General features: G+C 65.8%; 15 protein-coding genes, 1 tRNA gene and 1 pseudogene. 14 read left to right on the top strand and 3 right to left on the bottom strand.

The window, feature by feature from the left end:
• The first annotated feature begins 49 nt into the window (after positions 1-49).
• Together accD and glmM are read left to right on the top strand one after the other, a co-directional pair.
• Complete coding sequence (gene accD / locus ACZK3W_RS15755) at positions 50-925, top strand: acetyl-CoA carboxylase, carboxyltransferase subunit beta (RefSeq protein ID WP_005410473.1); 876 nt, start codon at positions 50-52, stop codon at positions 923-925.
• Positions 925-2,286 carry a phosphoglucosamine mutase gene (glmM, locus tag ACZK3W_RS15750; RefSeq protein ID WP_032128253.1) on the top strand — a complete coding sequence of 454 codons (1,362 nt, stop codon included), beginning with the start codon at positions 925-927 and terminating at the stop codon, positions 2,284-2,286. The genes accD and glmM overlap by 1 nt, the downstream gene beginning before the upstream one ends.
• Positions 2,287-2,367: 81 nt before the next feature.
• On the opposite strand, the gene ACZK3W_RS15745 is transcribed toward glmM, so the two are convergent.
• From ACZK3W_RS15745 to ACZK3W_RS15735, 3 genes and pseudogenes are all read right to left on the bottom strand, one after another.
• Complete coding sequence (locus ACZK3W_RS15745; RefSeq protein WP_125895660.1) at positions 2,368-3,225, bottom strand: polysaccharide deacetylase family protein; 858 nt, start codon at positions 3,223-3,225, stop codon at positions 2,368-2,370.
• Positions 3,218-4,363 carry a glycosyltransferase family 4 protein gene (locus ACZK3W_RS15740; RefSeq protein ID WP_032128255.1) on the bottom strand — a complete coding sequence of 382 codons (1,146 nt, stop codon included), beginning with the start codon at positions 4,361-4,363 and terminating at the stop codon, positions 3,218-3,220. Before ACZK3W_RS15740 ends, ACZK3W_RS15745 begins: the two co-directional genes overlap by 8 nt.
• Before the next feature lie 20 nt (positions 4,364-4,383).
• Positions 4,384-6,269 (bottom strand): annotated as a pseudogene (locus ACZK3W_RS15735) (DUF3413 domain-containing protein).
• Between the two features lie 195 nt (positions 6,270-6,464).
• On the opposite strand from ACZK3W_RS15735, the gene ACZK3W_RS15730 reads away from it, so the two are divergent.
• The 12 genes from ACZK3W_RS15730 (at position 6,465) to nuoH (ending at position 17,858) form a co-directional block, all read left to right on the top strand.
• Positions 6,465-7,400 carry an isopenicillin N synthase family dioxygenase gene (locus ACZK3W_RS15730; RefSeq protein WP_032128257.1) on the top strand — a complete coding sequence of 312 codons (936 nt, stop codon included), beginning with the start codon at positions 6,465-6,467 and terminating at the stop codon, positions 7,398-7,400.
• Between the two features lie 705 nt (positions 7,401-8,105).
• A complete protein-coding gene (gene tpiA, locus ACZK3W_RS15725) occupies positions 8,106-8,861 on the top strand; it encodes a triose-phosphate isomerase (RefSeq protein ID WP_032128643.1) in 756 nt (251 codons plus the stop codon).
• 31 nt (positions 8,862-8,892) lie between these two features.
• Positions 8,893-9,330 carry a preprotein translocase subunit SecG gene (gene secG, locus ACZK3W_RS15720; protein WP_010486424.1) on the top strand — a complete coding sequence of 146 codons (438 nt, stop codon included), beginning with the start codon at positions 8,893-8,895 and terminating at the stop codon, positions 9,328-9,330.
• Between the two features lie 51 nt (positions 9,331-9,381).
• Positions 9,382-9,466 (top strand) — tRNA-Leu (locus tag ACZK3W_RS15715).
• Between the two features lie 111 nt (positions 9,467-9,577).
• On the top strand, positions 9,578-9,934 hold the full coding sequence (locus ACZK3W_RS15710) for an NADH-quinone oxidoreductase subunit A (RefSeq protein WP_008265012.1): 357 nt from the start codon (positions 9,578-9,580) through the stop codon (positions 9,932-9,934).
• Positions 9,925-10,479 (top strand): NuoB/complex I 20 kDa subunit family protein, encoded by a 555-nt coding sequence (locus ACZK3W_RS15705; RefSeq protein ID WP_005410463.1) that lies wholly within the window; start codon positions 9,925-9,927, stop codon positions 10,477-10,479. The genes ACZK3W_RS15710 and ACZK3W_RS15705 overlap by 10 nt, the downstream gene beginning before the upstream one ends.
• 33 nt (positions 10,480-10,512) lie before the next feature.
• On the top strand, positions 10,513-11,262 hold the full coding sequence (locus ACZK3W_RS15700; RefSeq protein ID WP_125894344.1) for an NADH-quinone oxidoreductase subunit C: 750 nt from the start codon (positions 10,513-10,515) through the stop codon (positions 11,260-11,262).
• A complete protein-coding gene (locus ACZK3W_RS15695) occupies positions 11,259-12,566 on the top strand; it encodes an NADH-quinone oxidoreductase subunit D (protein WP_006458796.1) in 1,308 nt (435 codons plus the stop codon). Before ACZK3W_RS15700 ends, ACZK3W_RS15695 begins: the two co-directional genes overlap by 4 nt.
• Before the next feature lie 97 nt (positions 12,567-12,663).
• Positions 12,664-13,191, top strand: a complete 528-nt coding sequence (gene nuoE, locus ACZK3W_RS15690; protein ID WP_006381132.1) for an NADH-quinone oxidoreductase subunit NuoE — start codon at positions 12,664-12,666, stop codon at positions 13,189-13,191.
• A gap of 4 nt (positions 13,192-13,195) precedes the next feature.
• Positions 13,196-14,536: an NADH-quinone oxidoreductase subunit NuoF gene (nuoF, locus tag ACZK3W_RS15685; RefSeq protein WP_006381131.1), complete on the top strand. Its 1,341-nt coding sequence runs from the start codon at positions 13,196-13,198 to the stop codon at positions 14,534-14,536.
• Positions 14,533-16,767, top strand: a complete 2,235-nt coding sequence (nuoG, locus tag ACZK3W_RS15680; RefSeq protein WP_006381130.1) for an NADH-quinone oxidoreductase subunit NuoG — start codon at positions 14,533-14,535, stop codon at positions 16,765-16,767. The genes nuoF and nuoG overlap by 4 nt, the downstream gene beginning before the upstream one ends.
• On the top strand, positions 16,764-17,858 hold the full coding sequence (gene nuoH, locus ACZK3W_RS15675) for an NADH-quinone oxidoreductase subunit NuoH (protein ID WP_006381129.1): 1,095 nt from the start codon (positions 16,764-16,766) through the stop codon (positions 17,856-17,858). Before nuoG ends, nuoH begins: the two co-directional genes overlap by 4 nt.

The following is a 17,858-nucleotide window of genomic DNA, read 5'->3' as shown; positions in this document are numbered from 1 at the left end:
GTCCGCCTTTGCGGCCCTTGGGCCGCCCTGAACGGAAGTGTCCTCCCGCATGAGTTGGCTCAGCAAGTTGATGCCGTCCGGCATCCGCACCGACAACACCCCCAGCAAGAAGCGCAGTGTCCCCGAGGGCCTGTGGGAAAAGTGCAGCAACTGCGGCAGCGCGTTGTACCGTCCGGAACTGGAAGAGAACCTGGAGGTCTGCCCGAAGTGCGGCCACCACATGGCGATCCGCGCACGTGCGCGCCTGGCCGCCCTGTTCGACGCCGACAGTACCACCGAGATCGGTGCGCGCCTGGGCCCGACCGACCTGCTCAAGTTCAAGGACCAGAAGAAGTACAGCGAGCGCATCAAGATCGCGCAGAAGAACACCGGCGAATATGACGCGCTGATCGCCATGCGCGGTCTGCTCAAGGGCCGTGCACTGGTGGCCTCGTCCTTCGACTTCGCCTTCATGGGTGGCTCGATGGGCTCGGTGGTGGGTGAGCGTTTCGCGCTGGCCGCCGAAACCGCGGTCGAGATCGGCGCCCCGTACGTGTGCTTCTCGCAGAGTGGCGGTGCGCGCATGCAGGAAGGCCTGTTCTCGCTGATGCAGATGGCCAAGACCTCGGCCGCGCTGGGCAAGCTGCGTGAAGCGGGCCTGCCGTACATCTCGGTGCTGACCCACCCGACCACCGGTGGTGTGTCGGCCTCGTTCGCGATGCTGGGCGACATCAACATCGCCGAACCGCAGGCGCTGATCGGCTTCGCCGGCCCGCGCGTGATCGAGCAGACCGTGCGCGAGAAGCTGCCGGAAGGCTTCCAGCGCTCGGAGTTCCTGTTGGAGCACGGTGCCATCGACCAGATCTGCGACCGCCGCGAAATGCGCGACCGCCTGTCCGATCTGCTGGCAATGCTGGGCCGTCAGCCGGCGCCGGAGGTGGCGTGATGGGAGGCCGCAAGTACTTCGGTACTGATGGCATCCGTGGGCGGGTCGGCCAGGGCGTGATCTCGGCCGACTTCGTGCTGCGCCTGGGCAATGCCCTGGGCCGCGTCCTGGTCGCCCAGCGCGGCCAGGACGGGCGCCGGCCGATCGTGGTGATCGGCAAGGACACCCGCATTTCCGGTTACATGTTCGAAGCGGCACTGGAAGCCGGCCTGGTCGCCGCCGGCGCCGACGTACAGCTGCTGGGGCCGATGCCGACCCCGGCGGTGGCGTTCCTGACCCGCACGCTGGGCGTGGACGCCGGCATCGTCATCAGCGCCTCGCACAACCCGCATTACGACAACGGCATCAAGTTCTTCTCGGCCCAGGGCGAGAAGCTCGACGATGCCACCGAACTTGCCCTGGAAGCGGCGCTGGACGTTCCGTTCACCACCGCCGAATCGGAGAAGCTGGGCAAGGCATCGCGTGCGCGTGAAGCGGTCGGCCGCTACATCGAGTTCTGCAAGGCCAGCGTGCCGCGCGCGTTCGACCTGCGTGGCGTGCGCCTGGTGCTGGATTGCGCACACGGCGCCACCTACCAGATCGCACCGCTGCTGTTCCGCGAACTGGGGGCCGAGGTGATCGGCATCGGTGCCGAGCCCAACGGCGTCAACATCAACGCCGGCGTGGGTTCCACCCATATCGACAACCTGGCGGCCAAAGTCCGCGAGACCCGTGCAGATCTCGGCATCGCGTTCGATGGTGATGGCGACCGTGTGCTGATGGCCGACGACCAGGGCAACCCGGTCGACGGTGACGACCTGCTGTACATCCTGGCCCGCGCCTGGAAGGACGAAGGCCGCCTGCGCGGCCCGGTGGTCGGCACGCTGATGAGCAACTACGGCGTGGAGAAAGCTTTCGCCGATCTGCAGATCCCGTTCGTGCGCAGCAACGTTGGTGACCGCTACGTGCACCAGGCATTGGTCGAAGGCGGCGGTGTACTCGGTGGGGAAGCGTCGGGCCATCTGCTGTGCCTGGACCGGGCCACCACCGGTGATGGCATCGTCAGCGCTCTGCAGGTGCTGGTCGCGCTGCGCAACAGTGGGCAGACCCTGCGCCAGGCACTGAAGGGCCTGGTGCGGGTGCCGCAGAAGACCGTCAACGTGCGTCTGGGCAATGTCTCGGCCAAGGCCACGGTGCAGTCTGAAAGCGTGCAGTCCGCGCTGGCTGTGGCGCAGCAGGCCGTAGCCGGCCGTGGCCGCGCGTTCCTGCGGCCGTCCGGTACCGAGCCGGTGGTTCGGGTCACCGTGGAAGCCGATGACGCTACGCTGATGCAGCAGACGCTGGACCGCTTGTCCGCTGCGGTGCGTGAAGCCGCCAGCTGAGGCGACTGCACATCCGTACAAAGAAAGCGCCCCGGAATTCCGGGGCGTTTTCTTTTGCGGCGGCCCGGGAGGATGGCGTGCTCAGGGCCCCGGCACCATCTTCTTCTGGCGTGCCTTGAACCCATTGAACAGCGGCGCGATCAGCGGGTTGTAACTCAGGCGGATGCGCTTGCGCAGCCAGTTGGCCGGGCGGTTGCGGATCGCAAAACGATAGATGCGTTCCGGGTCGCCACCGATCACGTTGCGGCCGAACGGGTGGGTAGTGTGCAGGTAGCGGAAGCCCTGCTCGCGCGCCACTTCGATGTGATCCTGGTCGAAATCACCGTACGGCCAGCACAAGGTATCGGACACTTCGCCAAGCTTGTCCTGCAGGACTTCGCGCGAGATCGCCAGATCCCGGCTCAGGCCCGCGCGGCGCTGCGCACGGTCCAGATCGTCACGGCGCAGCCAGCGGGTGTGGGTATGGGTGTGGCAATGCACTTCGAAGGTGCCGGCGGCGATGGCCGCACGTGCTTCGCTCCAGCGCATCATCACGTCGTCACTGCGGTCCTGCTCGTAGATCGCCGCTTCGCAGCCGCGATGGTCCGGCGTCGAAGGCAGCGTCGCTCCGGCAATGCCGGCATGCGGACGTTCCGGGCCTTCGCCCATCCAGCCGGTGACCACGAACACCACGGCATGCATGCCGTACTTCTGCAGGATCGGATGGGCATACACCCAGTTGTCCAGGTAGCCATCGTCGAAGGTGATGACGATCGACTTGCGCGGCACCGGCTTGCCGGCCAGGAAGCCGGCGTACTGGTCCAGCGTCAGTGAGGTCCAGCCATTGCCTGCCAGCCACGCGATCTGGCTTTCGAAGTTTTCCGGCGACACGGTGATCATGCCCGGCGAAGGGCTGACATGGTGGTGCATCAGCACCGGAACGGTTCGCGCATCAGCCATGTCCCAGCTCCTTCAGCCACTGGTGGTAGTAGTGTTCGGTGGCTTCACCGTGGCCGTCCGGCGTGAAGCGGTGTGCGCCGTGCATCCAGTCCCAGCCAGCGCGGCCCATCTGCCGCCGCCGTTCCGGGTCGTCCACCAGCAGGCGCAAGGCACCTGTCAGGGCGGCATTGTCTCCCAAACGGGTTAGGATCGCATTGCTGCCATCGACCACCATCTCCGGCACGCCACCCACCCGCGTGGCTACGATCGGTACGCCCACATAAGCCGCTTCCAGGAACACGGTGCCGGCCGCTTCCTTGTGCGAGGCCAGCGCGAAGATGTCGAAGCCGGCCATCAGCCGGCAGGCTCCATCGCGGTAGCCGAGCAGGTGCACCTGGCGCTGCAGGCCGTGCTCGGCGCACATCGCCTGCAGTCGTTCCGTCACGGCCTGGCCATCACCGACGATCACCAGGTGCAGGTCCGGGTTGGCCTTGCACAGCGGGATCATCGCCTGCAGCAGGTCGGCATGGCCCTTGGGCTCGCGCAGTACCGCCACGCAGCCGACCACGATGTCCTGTTCGCCGAAACCGAGCTCGGCACGCACCTGCGCGCGCGCGTCCTGCAGGCACTGCCAGGGATCGGCCTTGCGGATCTCGCTCCAGCGCGGCGGAACCGCGATAGGCGGCACGATGCCGATGCGCTCGGCCGGAATGCCACGGTCGGCCAGCAGCTGCTTGACGAAGCTGCTGACGGTCAACACCCGGTGCGGAAGCCCGGTATAGGTCAGCAGCGAATTGACCGGGCTCATCAGGTGGCGTGAGCGCACCACCAGCGGCGTGCCGCCCAGGCGTGCACCGGCGGCGGCGATCAGCGCATCGCGGCGGCTGGTGGTGTTGACCACGTCGTAGCGTTCGCGGCGCACCAGTCGCGATACCGACCACACGCCGCGCAGCAGGCGTGCCAGGCCTCCCATGCGCAGCGTATGCACGGTGAAACCGTCGTCGCGTGCCAGTGTGGCCAGGCGCGCATCGGGCTGGCACAGCAACGACACTTCATGGCCACGCGCGCGCATCACCTGCATGTGCCGGAAGATGTAGATCTCCTGCCCGCCCATTCCCTTGGCGGCTTCGGTATGCAGGATGCGCAGCGGACGGTTCATGCAGGATCGGTCCTTGAAGTTCAGCGGTTGCGGAAGCGGGTCAGCGCTTCCCATGCGGAGCGGATGGCGGCGGCGTCCGGCGCCTGCTGCGGCAGCGGACGGTAGTGCCGGTCGAGCGCGGTGGCGTTGCCGAACTTGTCGAACACGTAGATGGCATCGCCATGGCGTACCGCGCGCTGCGACCAGCTCTCCACCACCAGCGCACGTTCGCTGGTGGTGGGCGCGGCCAGCAGGTCCTGGCCAGTACTGAAGTCGCTCAGTGCGTTCTCGCAGCCCAGTGCGTGGCGCATCAACGTCGGCACCCAGTCCTCATGCGAACTGGTGCGCATCTCATGGCCGCTGGGCTGGCCTGGCCAGTGCAGCACGAACGGCACCTGCAGCTGGTAGTCGGAGAAGTTGCCGTTGTGGCCCCAGTAGTTCAGCTTGAGGTCGTTGAACTCTTCGGCATGGTCACCGGTGACCAGCACGATGGTGTTCTCGGCCAGGCCTTGTGCGCGAAGGTCGTCCAGCAGCGAGCCGATCAGGCTGTCGGCGTAGTGCACGGCGGTGCGGTAGCGGTTGAGCTCCGGCGTCGGGTCGTGGTCCGGGCCGAAGGACAGGAAGTCGATCTCCTTGGCCATCGGCGTGGCCACCGGCGGGTAGCTGGCGGGCAGGTGGTAGCCGGCGTGGGTGGAGTCGAGGAACACGAAGCCGAACCACGGGTGCTGCGCGGCCTGGCTGGTGCGGATGTCGCTCTGCAGCGCGGTGACGATGGCTGCGTCACGCTTGTCGGGTGTCAGGGCGGAGGGGCCCTGGTGCAGCTGGTCGCGTACGTCGGCGAAGGCGGTGCGGTCGAACTCCGGGCTGTACAGCGGCGCGCTGCCGTACAGGTGCAGGTCGTAGCCCTGCTGGCCCAGCACCTGGAACAGCTGCGAGCCGCGCTGTTCGTCCAGCATGCTCTGCCAGTAGCCGCCGGGCAGGCCGTAGAGCAGGCCGAACAGGCCGTAGCGGGTGGCGTTGCCGGTGCTGAAATGCTGGTCGTACACGCGCGAAGCCTGTGCCAGTGCCGTCGTATTGGGCATCAGCTGCGGCGTCATGGCGTCCTGGCGCAGCGACTCCAGCACCACCATCAGCACATTCGGCCGATGTGGGTTCTGGCAGCGCAGGGGCTGCAGCGGATACAGCAGCTGCGCATGGCGCGGGTCAGGCAGGCCAGCCTGCTGTTCGCTGACAACGCCCAGTTTGCGCATGAAGCTCTTGGCGGTGATCGGCTGCGCCCAGGGCAGGTAGTTCCACTGCGCGATGACGTCGCGGTCGCCGCGGGCATCGTAGTAGGCGGTGGCGACCTGGCCCCCCCCATCAGCAGAGCGACCACCGCCCAGGCCTGCAGGACCCGGCGGCGGCGGGGCAGGGCGGGCAACAGCTTCCAGCATGCCCAGGCCAGCAGGCCTTCGGCGGCGAAGATGGCGGCGACCAGCAGTCCGGCCTGCAGCCAGGTTTTCCAGGACAACGCGACCTGGTCCTGCAGCGCGCCGCCGAACACCATGTTCACCACCATGGCATTGAGGTGGAACCGATACAGAGTGAAAACCTTCGCATCAACCAGCAGCAGGCACAGCCACAGGCCCTGCAGCAGCACGGCGCTGATGCTCAGCGTGCGCGTGCTGCGCTGCCACAGGCCCAGCAGCAGCGGCAGCAGGCCTGCGAGGGCACCGAAGGCGAGCAGATGCCCCGGCAGAGCGACGGACAGGTAAACCAGGCCGATTGCGCCACCGGGGTTGTCGGCCAGCGGTACGTTGCCGAGTGTGATCGCCATCGCCAGCAGCGCGTTGCCGGCCACGAACAGCGACCACCAGGCCAATCGGCGCCAGTGACGTGCCGGGCCGGAGGGCAGGGAGGTGTTGGCAGAAGGAGCAGCAGGGCGCATGAAGGACGGAGGCGGCAGGTGGAGCAGGGGCGGGAGTCCCGGTTGTGACGGAATCGTTAATCCGCGCGCGGGTTGCGCATTGTATCGGTTTGTTTCTTCGTATCGAGTGGCGTCCCCCGGGCGATCTGTCACAATGTTCAGGTGGGCCATGAATGCGCTGGCCCTTCCAGACCCAACGACAAGCCAGGAACCGCTGTGAGCCAGATCCCCACCCTCGACATCACCCGTTTCGACAGCGACCGCGAGGCCTTCGTGGCCGAGCTGGGCGCGGCCTACCGCCAATGGGGATTCGCGGGCATCCGCAACCACGGCATCCCGCAGGCCGACATCGACGCGGCCTACGATGCCTTCAAGGCCTTCTTCGCCCTGCCGGAGGAGGTCAAGCGCAAGTACCACGTGGCCGGCAGTGGCGGCGCCCGCGGCTACACCCCGTTCGGCGTGGAGACCGCCAAGGGCTCCAAGCATTTCGACCTGAAGGAGTTCTGGCACATCGGTCGCGAGATCGCCGACGACTCCAAGTACCGCGACGTGATGGCGCCGAACCTGTGGCCGACCGAGGTCGAGGGCTTCCGCGAGCGCGGTTACGGCCTGTACCAGGCGCTGGACAACCTGGGTTCGCGCGTACTGTCGGCGCTGGCCCTGCACATCGGCCTGCCGGAAGACTTCTTCGCCGACAAGACCAACTTCGGCAACTCGATCCTGCGCCCGATCCACTACCCGCCGATCACCACCGACGACATCCCGAACGTGCGCGCCGGCGCGCATGGCGACATCAACTTCATCACCCTGCTGGTCGGCGCCAGCGCCGCGGGTCTGGAAGTGCAGTCGCACGAGGGCGAGTGGGTGCCGTTCACCTCGGACGCGGACACCATCGTGGTCAACATCGGCGACATGCTGCAGCGCCTGACTAACCACGTGTACCCGTCGACCATCCACCGCGTGGTCAACCCCCCGGGTGAGCTGGCGCGCCAGCCGCGCTACTCGGTGCCGTTCTTCCTGCATCCGAACCCGGACTATCTGATCGACGTGCTGCCGTCCTGCATCACCCCGGAGAACCCGAGCCGGTACCCGGAGGCGATCACCGCCCACGGCTTCCTCGAGGAACGCCTGCGCGAGATCAAGCTGAAGTAATGAGAAGTGAGGCCGCCGAAAGGCGGCCTTTTTTTTTGCAGGGCTGCGCCCTGCACCCGCAGAGGCCAAAGCCAAAGCCAAAGCCAATGCGGCTCTGGGTTTCTGCTGGTTGGGCGGGGCGGTGTGGGTTGGCAGGACACGCCGTAAACCCGTCCCTGGGGGCCCGATGGCGCCTTGCTCGTGTGCGCTGTCCTGCGCACACGGCAAGACCGGGGTTGGGCGTCCTGCCCAACCCGCCCGAGGCATGCCTCGGGCCCATGGCGCCAACGGTCCTGCCAACCCACACCGCCCCACCCCCGACAGTTTCCCGGTGACGGTGGGTAAATCGCGATTCCCGGTAGGTGTCGACCTTGGTCGACACGGTAGATCCACGCCATGCGTGGATGAGATCTGTTGGATCGAAGCGGGGCAGGGGTACCTGGAATGCCGCTTTTGCTCTTGATCTTCTTTTTTCTTTCCGTGGCGGGCGGAACCGCCGCAATGTGTCAGAGGCCGGGCGGGTGGGGATGGCGGGGGTGTCCGCGGCATGGATGCCGCGGCCAAGCCCCAAATCCAACCGGGCTCACCGCGACCCACCCAACCCAGCCGGCCCGCCACGAGGGGCTGCGCCGTTGGCTGAAAATCCATGTAACCGCTTACACGGAAACGGATTTTTGCCGTAACGGGTATCATGACCGGCTGACTTCACACAGGAGCCACCCGCTCATGCGCCGCAAGATCGTCGCCGGAAACTGGAAGCTGCATGGCAGCCGTCAATTCGCCAATGAACTGCTGGGGCAGGTCGCCGCCGGGCTGCCGCTGGAGGGGGTGGACGTGGTGATCCTGCCGCCGCTGCCGTACCTGGGCGAGCTGGTCGAGGACTTTGGCGAGACCGGCCTGGCCTTTGGCGCGCAGGACGTGAGCAGCAACGAGAAGGGCGCCTACACCGGCGAGGTCTGCGCCGCCATGCTGGTCGAGGTCGGCGCCCGCTATGGCTTGGTCGGCCATTCCGAGCGCCGCCAGTACCACCACGAAAGCAGCGAGCTGGTCGCACGCAAGTTCGCCGCCGCCCAGCACGCCGGCCTGGTGCCGGTGCTGTGCGTGGGCGAGACCTTGGAGCAGCGCGAGGCCGGGCAGACCGAAGCGGTCATCGCCGGCCAGCTGGCGCCGGTGCTGGAGCTGGTCGGCGCGGCCGGTTTCGCCAAGGCCGTGGTCGCCTACGAGCCGGTCTGGGCCATCGGTACCGGCCGTACCGCTACCAAGGAGCAGGCGCAACAGGTGCACGCGTTCATCCGTGGCGAAGTCGCGCGTATCGATGCTAGAATCGCTGATTCACTGCCCATTGTTTACGGCGGTAGCGTGAAGCCCGACAATGCCGGGGAACTGTTCGCGCAGCCGGATGTCGATGGTGGGCTGGTCGGCGGCGCCTCCCTGGTGGCCGCGGACTTCCTGGCCATCGCACGGGCGGCGGCCGCGAACTAATCCTAGAAGTTTTGTCCGAGGGCGGTTTCCAATGCTGATGTTGATCCTCAATGTCGTCTACGTGCTGGTCGCTGTGGCCATGATCGCGCTGATCCTGATGCAGCGTGGCTCGGGTGCGGCGGCGGGTTCGGGCTTTGGTGCCGGTGCCTCGGGTACGGTGTTCGGTGCGCGCGGCGCCTCGAACTTCCTGTCCAAGTCGACCAAGTGGCTGGCTGTCGTGTTCTTCGGCATCAGCCTCTTCATGGCCTGGTATGCCGGTCATGGCAGCCGCCCGGCGGCCGACCAGGATCTGGGCCTGATGTCCGCACCGGCGGCAGTCGCTCCGGCGGCTCCGGCGGGCGAATTGCCGGCCGTTCCGAAGGCCGATGCGGTCCCGGCCGCCCCGGTTCCGGCCGCGAATGTGCCGGCTCAGGCGGAATCTTCGGTTTCTGGTGAAGAAAAGCCTTCGGAAGGCTCCCAGAAAGACTGAAGCCGGTTACAATACGCGGCGCATCGGGAAGATAGTCTGATGTGATCGTTTGCCCAGGTGGCGGAATTGGTAGACGCACTACCTTGAGGTGGTAGCGACGCAAGTCGTAGGGGTTCGAGTCCCCTCTTGGGCACCATTTGTAAGTAAAGCGGGTTCGTCTGGCGCGCAAGGCGCCAGGCAGATTCCCGTCCACTCCCCCATGCCAAAGCGCCTGCAGGCGCGGCGGCAGAGGCAAGAGAGAATCGCTGTGCTGGCCGAATATTTGCCGTCTCTGCTGTTTCTGATCGTTGCCACCGGTATCGGCATTACGCTGATGCTGGTTGGTCGATTCCTCGGTCCCCGCCGCCCCGATCTGGAAAAGCTGTCGCCGTACGAGTGCGGCTTCGAGGCCTTCGAAGACGCGCGCATGAAGTTCGACGTGCGCTATTACCTGATCGCGATCCAGTTCATCGTCTTCGACCTGGAAATCATCTTCATCGTGCCGTGGACCCAGGTCTTCATGGAGCTGGGTGCCCGTTCGCTCATCACCATGGGCCTGTTCGTCGGCATGCTGTTCCTCGGTTTCATTTACGTCTGGAAGAAGGGAGCGCTGGAATGGGAGTGATTCAGACTCTCGATGGCCTCATGAACAACCCCACGCCGGAAGGCCGGGTTGATGACATCCTGCGGCCGGAAGGCGACAACCCGCTGCTGGAAAAGGGCTTCGTCACCACCAGCGTCGATGCACTGCTGAACTGGGCGCGCACCGGCTCGATGTGGCCGATGACCTTCGGTCTGGCCTGCTGCGCGGTCGAGATGATGCATGCCGGCGCCGCGCGTCTGGACCTTGACCGCTACGGCGTGGTGTTCCGCCCGTCGCCGCGTCAGTCCGACGTGATGATCGTGGCCGGTACCCTGGTCAACAAGATGGCCCCGGCGCTGCGTAAGGTCTACGACCAGATGCCGGACCCGAAGTGGGTCATCTCGATGGGTAGCTGCGCCAATGGTGGCGGCTATTACCACTACTCCTATTCTGTGGTGCGCGGCTGTGATCGCGTGGTGCCGGTGGACGTCTACGTCCCGGGCTGCCCGCCGACCGCCGAGGCGCTGGTGTACGGGATCCTGCAGCTGCAGAAGAAGATCTGGCGTACACAGACCATCGCCCGCTGACCCCTTCACCTGACAAGAGCGCGCCAAGCCCCCATGGCAGAGCAAGCATCCTTCATCGACCGACTCTCCGCACGTTTCGCAGGTGCGAAGGTCATCGTGGTCGAACCCCGCGGCGAAGTGACGCTGGAAGTGCCTGCCGCCGAGTGGCACGCCACCGCCCTGGCGCTGCGTGACGAGTTTGGTTTCGAGCAGGCCGTAGATCTCTGCGGCGTCGACTACCTCGGTTATGGCTCCGACGAATGGGACACCGCCGACGTGTCCTCGCAGGGCTTCAGTCGTGGCGTCGAAGGCAAGGCCCAGGGCCGTTTCGCGTGGGGCGAGTTCCCCTCCGAGGAAAACGGTGCCGACGGTGCCCGCCCGCAGCACATGCCGACCCAGCGCTTCGCCGTGGTCGCCCAGCTGCGTTCGTACCAGCACAACCTGATGATGCACCTGCGCTGCTTCGCCCCTGACGAAGCGCTGCCGGTGGTGTCCTCGCTGACCGGCATCTGGCCGGGCCTGAACTGGTTCGAGCGCGAAGCGTTCGACCTGTACGGCGTGATCTTCGAAGGCCACCCGGACCTGCGCCGGATCCTGACCGACTACGGTTTCGTCGGCCATCCGTTCCGCAAGGACTTCCCGCTGATCGGCAATGTCGAAGTCCGCTACGACGAAGAAAAGAAGCGCGTGATCTACGAACCGGTCACCTCGGTGGAGCCGCGTGTCGGCGTGCCGCGCGTGATCCGCGACGACGCCCGTCTGCAGACCGCAGAAGGTGAGCGCGCGCAGGAGGCAGTGAAGTGAGCCACGTACACCAGGCCGGCGAAGCCTTCGCCAGCAACGCCGCCGAAAGCCGGCAGGAAATCCGCAACTACACCATGAACTTCGGCCCGCAGCATCCGGCCGCGCACGGTGTGCTGCGCCTGATCCTGGAAATGGACGGCGAAACCATCATGCGCGCCGACCCGCACGTGGGTCTGCTGCACCGTGGTACCGAAAAGCTGGCCGAGTCCAAGCCGTTCAACCAGTCGATCGGCTACATGGATCGCCTGGATTACGTGTCGATGATGTGCAACGAGCACGCCTACGTGCGCGCGATCGAGACCCTGATGGGCATCGAAGCGCCGGAGCGTGCGCAGTACATCCGCACCATGTACGACGAAATCACCCGCATCCTCAACCACCTGATGTGGCTGGGCTCCAACGCGCTCGACCTGGGTGCGATGGCGGTGATGCTGTATGCCTTCCGCGAGCGCGAAGAGCTGATGGACTGCTATGAAGCGGTCTCCGGCGCGCGCATGCACGCGGCGTACTACCGTCCGGGCGGTGTCTACCGCGACCTGCCGGACCACATGCCGAAGTACAAGGAATCGCGCTGGCACAAGGGCAAGGCGCTGAAGCAGCTCAATGCTTCGCGCGAAGGCTCGCTGCTGGACTTCCTGGAGAACTTCACCGTCGAGTTCCCCAAGCGCATCGACGAATACGAAACCCTGCTGACCGACAACCGTATCTGGAAGCAGCGTACCGTCGGCATCGGCGTGGTCACTCCGGAACTGGCCCACCAGTGGGGCATGACCGGCGTGATGCTGCGTGGCTCGGGCATTGCCTGGGACCTTCGCAAGAAGCGTCCGTATGCCAAGTACGATGCCGTCGATTTCGACATCCCGCTGGGCAAGGAAGGCGACTGCTACGACCGCTACCTGGTCCGCGTTGCCGAAATGCGCGAGTCCAACCGCATCATCAAGCAGTGCGTGGCGTGGCTGAAGGCCAACCCCGGCCCGGTCATGGTCAAGAACTTCAAGGTCGCTCCGCCCAAGCGCGAGGACATGAAGGACGACATGGAAGCGCTGATCCACCACTTCAAGCTGTTCAGCGAAGGCTATTGCGTGCCGGCCGGGGAAACCTACGCGGCAGTGGAAGCGCCCAAGGGCGAGTTCGGCTGCTACCTGGTCTCCGATGGCGCCAACAAGCCGTTCCGCGTGCACCTGCGTGCACCGGGCTTCGCCCACCTGTCCTCGATCGATTCGATCGTGCGCGGCCACATGCTGGCCGACGTGGTGGCGATGATCGGTACCTACGACCTGGTGTTCGGCGAGGTTGACCGGTAATGCCGTCCGCCACGCCAACGCCCGCTGCAGGCAGCCGGCGCAAGCCGGCGCCGCAGTTTCTGGAATTTCACGTTATGCATTTCGCTGAGGTCGGCCGATGAAGGCGACAGGTAATTTCGAGGCGGCGCGCGACGTCGACCCGATGGTGGTGCTGAGCGACAAGACCCGCGCTCACATCGATCACTGGCTGTCCAAGTTCCCGCCGGACCGCAAGCGCTCTGCCGTGCTGCAGGGCCTGCATGCGGCCCAGGAGCAGAACGAGGGCTGGCTGACCGACGAACTGATCGCCGGCGTGGCCAAGTACCTCGACCTGCCGCCGGTGTGGGCCTATGAGGTCGCCAGCTTCTACTCGATGTTCGAGACCGAGAAGGTGGGCCGCAACAACGTGGCCATCTGCACCAACATCAGCTGCTGGCTCAATGGCGCCGAGGACATCGTCCGCCATTGCGAGAAGAAGCTGGGCATCAAGCACGGTGAATCGACCCCGGACGGCCGCGTCTACCTCAAGCGCGAGGAAGAGTGCCTGGCCGGTTGTGGCGGCGCGCCGATGATGGTCATCAACGGTCACTACCATGAGCGTCTGACCCTGGAAAAGGTCGACGAGCTGCTGGACGGGCTGGAGTAAGGGCATGGCACATCACCACGAATCCAAGGGTCCGGTCGGCCCCGCGCCGCTGCCGCACCAGGTGGTCTACACCACCCTGCATTACGACACCCCGTGGTCGTACGAAAGCTACCTGAAGACCGGTGGCTACGCCGCCCTGCGCAAGATCCTCGAAGAGAAGATCCCGCCGGAGCAGGTCATCGAGATGGTCAAGGCCTCGGGCCTGCGTGGCCGCGGTGGCGCAGGCTTCCCGACCGGCCTGAAGTGGTCCTTCATGCCCAAGGGCAACATGCAGAAGTACATCCTCTGCAACTCGGACGAATCCGAGCCGGGCACCTGCAAGGATCGCGACATCCTGCGCTACAACCCGCATTCGGTGGTGGAAGGCATGGCGATCGCCTGCTACGCCACCGGTTCGACCGTGGGTTACAACTACCTGCGCGGTGAGTTCCACCACGAGCCGTTCGAGCACTTCGAACAGGCCCTGGCCGACGCCTATGCAAATGGCTGGCTGGGCAAGAACGTGATGGGCTCGGGCGTGGACATCGACATCTACGGTGCGCTGGGCGCCGGCGCGTACATCTGCGGCGAAGAAACCGCGCTGATGGAATCGCTGGAAGGCAAGAAGGGCCAGCCGCGCTACAAGCCGCCGTTCCCGGCCAACTTCGGCCTGTACGGCAAGCCGTCGACGATCAACAACACCGAAACCTACGGTTCGGTGCCGGCGATCATCCGCAACGGTCCGGAGTGGTTCAAGGGCCTGAGCCTGACCGCCAACGGCGGTCCGAAGTGCTTCTCGGTGTCCGGCTGCGTGCAGAACGGCGGCAACTTCGAAGTGCCGCTGGGCACCAAGTTCCACGACCTGCTGGAAATGGCCGGTGGCCTGCGTCCGGGCCGCACCCTCAAGGGCGCGATCCCGGGCGGCGTGTCGATGCCGGTACTGACCGCGGCCGAGCTGCAGGATCTGCCGATGGACTACGACACCATCCGTGCGCTGGGCTCCGGCCTGGGTTCGGGTGCGATCGTGGTGCTCGACGACAGCGTCTGCTGCGTCAAGTTCGCCTGCCGCATCAGCCAGTTCTTCCACAAGGAATCGTGCGGCCAGTGCACCCCGTGCCGTGAAGGCACCGGCTGGATGCACCGCGTGCTGGAGCGCATCGTCGCCGGCAAGGCCACGATGGAAGACCTGCACCAGCTGAAGGCGGTGGCCGGCCAGATCGAAGGCCACACCATCTGTGCGTTCGGTGAAGCGGCTGCATGGCCCATCCAGGGCTTCCTGCGCCAGTTCTGGGACGAATTCGAGTACTACATCGTCAACGGTCATTCGATGGTTGACGGCAAGAAGGTGGAGGCAGCCGCCGCATGAGCGCGCAACCCGTAAACCCGAACGTGCCACCGGATCACGTGACCATCGAAATCGATGGCAAGTCGCTGGTCGTGCCCAAGGGTTCGATGATCATCCAGGCGGCCGACAAGGCCGGCATTTCGATTCCGCGCTTCTGCTACCACGAGAAGCTGCCGATCGCCGCCAACTGCCGCATGTGCCTGGTGGACGTGGAAAAGTCGCCGAAGCCGGCGCCGGCCTGCGCCACCCCGGTGATGGATGGCATGAAGGTCGCCACCCGCAGCGAGAAGGCACTGAAGTTCCAGCGCTCGGTGATGGAGTTCCTGCTCATCAACCACCCGCTGGACTGCCCGATCTGCGATCAGGGCGGCGAGTGCGAGCTGCAGGACGTGTCGCTGGGCTATGGCCGTTCGGTCAGCCGCTTCAACGAGCGCAAGCGCGTGGTGCCGGACGAGGACATGGGCCCTCTGGTCGCCACCGAGATGACCCGTTGCATCCAGTGCACCCGCTGCGTCCGCTTCACCGCCGACGTTGCCGGTACCTACGAACTGGGTGGCATGTACCGCGGTGAGAACCTGCAGATCGGTACCTTCGACGGCAAGCCGCTGACCACCGAGCTGTCCGGCAACGTCGTCGACGTCTGCCCGGTCGGCGCGCTGACCAACAAGGTGTTCCAGTTCCGCGCCCGCCCGTGGGAACTGACCGCGCGCGAATCGCTGGGCTACCACGACGCGATGGGTTCGAACCTGTTCCTGCACGTGCGTCGCGGCGAAGTGCTGCGCACCGTGCCGCGCGACAACGAAGCGGTGAACGAGTGCTGGCTGTCCGATCGTGACCGTTACTCGCACCAGGGCCTGTACAGCGAAGACCGTGCGGTCAAGCCGCTGCGCAAGGTCAATGGCGAGTGGAAGGAAGTGAGCTGGGCCGAAGGCCTGGCTGCGGCCGCCGAGATCCTCAAGGCCAACCAGGGCGACAACCTGGGCGTGCTGGTGCACCCGTCCACCTCGAACGAGGAAGGCGCGCTGCTGGCCCGCCTGGCCAAGGGCCTGGGCTCGAGCAACATCGACCACCGCATCAACAACCGCGATTTCTCCGACGCCGCAACCGCCGAAGTGTTCGGCCTGCCGCTGGCCGAGATCGAAGGCGCCGACCGCATCGTCGTTCTGGGCAGCAACATCCGCCACGAACTGCCGCTGCTGCACGCCCGCCTGCGCAAGGCGCAGACCACCAACGGCGCGAAGATCCACGTCGTCAACCCGGTGGACTTCGACTTCGCCTTCAGCATCGCCGGCAAGCAGATCGTCGCGCCGTCGAAGTTCGTCGACGCGCTGGCCAACGCCGAGCTGCGTTCGGCGGTGCAGGGCGGCAACAACACCGTGCTGATCGTCGGTGGCATCGCCGAAAACCATCCGCAGGCTGCCGCGATCCGCGCCGCCGCGCGTGACTTCGCTGCTGCGACCGGTGCCAAGCTGTGCCGCATCCCGCAGGGTGCCAACGCCGTTGGCCTGACCCGCGCAGGCGTGCTGCCGGCCGGCAAGGACGTCGCCGCAATGCTGGCGCAGCCGCGCCAGGCCTACGTGGTGTACGGCCTGGAGCCGGGTCTGGACTTCGCCGACGCCCCCGCCGCGCGCAAGGCGCTGGTCGGCGCCAAGGTGGTGGCCTTCAGCCAGTTCGCCTGCGTCTCCACCCGCGACGTTGCCGACGTGATCCTGCCGATCGGTGCGCTGCCGGAAATCGACGCCACCCTGACCAACCTCGATGGTCGCGAGCAGTCGGCGCGTGCCGGCGGCAAGCTGCCGGGCGAGGCCCGTGAGGGCTGGCGCGTGCTGCGCGCCCTGGGCGGTGAGCTGGCGGTAGCCGGTTTCGACTTCACCGACCTGGCCGGCCTGCGCGCCAGCCTGGCCCCGGTGTCGGTCGCCGTTGCCGCCTCGGCACAGCCGGTGGTTGCCGGCGAAGGCCTGGAAGTGGCTTCGACCGCCGCGATCTACCGCACCGATGCGGTGGTCCGTCGCGCCCCGGCGCTGCAGTCGCATCCGCTCAACAACGCCCCGCGCATCGTGCTGAACGCTGAAGATGCCGCTCGCCTGCAGCTGCAGGAAGGGCAGATGGCCAAGGTCGGCACCGATGCCGGCAAGGCCACCCTGCCGGTGGTGATCGACGCCCGCGTCGCTGCGGGTTCGGTCTGGATTGAATCGGGCCACGGCGCGACCGCGCCGCTGGGTGCCGCTCGCGTAACGGTGGTGGCTGCATGAACGAATTGCTGTTGAACGCGGTCGATCCGCTGCACCAGTGGCTGCTTGGCCTTGGTGACATCGGCGCGCTGATCTGGATCATCCTGAAGATCCTGGTGATCACCGTGCCGGTGATCATCTCGGTGGCCTTCTACGTGGTCTGGGAACGCAAGCTGATCGGCTGGATGCACGTCCGCCACGGCCCGATGTACGTGGGCATGGGCATCTTCCAGGCCTTCGCCGACGTCTTCAAGCTGCTGTTCAAGGAAGTGGTCCAGCCGAGCAGCGCCAACAAGGCGATCTACCTGCTGGCCCCGCTGATCACCCTGGCTCCGGCCTTCGCGGCCTGGTCGGTGGTCCCCTTCGACTCGCAGATCGTGCTGTCCAACGCCAACGCCGGCCTGCTGTACCTGCTGGCGATGACCTCGCTGGGCATCTACGGCATCATCCTGGCCGGTTGGGCATCCAACTCGAAGTATGCGTTCCTGGGTGCGATGCGCGCCTCGGCGCAGATGATCAGCTACGAAATCGCCATGGGCTTCGCCCTGGTCGGCGTGATGATCGCGTCGGGCAGCCTGAACCTGAGCAACATCGTGATGGCGCAGGCTGGCAATTCCGGTTTCTTCGACTGGTTCCTGCTGCCGCTGTTCCCGCTGTTCGTCATCTACTGGGTGTCGGGCGTTGCCGAAACCAACCGCGCGCCGTTCGACGTGGTGGAAGGTGAATCGGAAATCGTCGCTGGCCACATGGTCGAGTACTCGGGCGGTGCGTTCGCGCTGTTCTTCCTGGCCGAATACGCCAACATGATCCTGATCAGCTTCCTGATCTCGATCTTCTTCCTCGGCGGCTGGCTGAGCCCCATCCAGGGCTGGGTCAACTTCGGCGACGTCTCGCCGCTGGTCGACTGGATCTGGAAGGGCGGTGCACCGTGGCTGTTCGTCAAGGTGTTCTTCTTCGCCAGTGCCTACATCTGGTTCCGTGCCAGCTTCCCGCGCTTCCGCTATGACCAGATCATGCGCCTGGGCTGGAAGGTCTTCATCCCGCTGGCCATTCTGTGGATCGCGGTTACCGCCGTCATGGTGTTCTTCGGCGTGATTCAAAAGGGCGTCTAA

This window comes from Stenotrophomonas sp. 80084_Sma, from assembly GCF_056481995.1.
The sequence above is the reverse complement of the archived record's forward strand: the minus strand, read 5'-3'. Positions and strand labels throughout refer to the sequence as shown.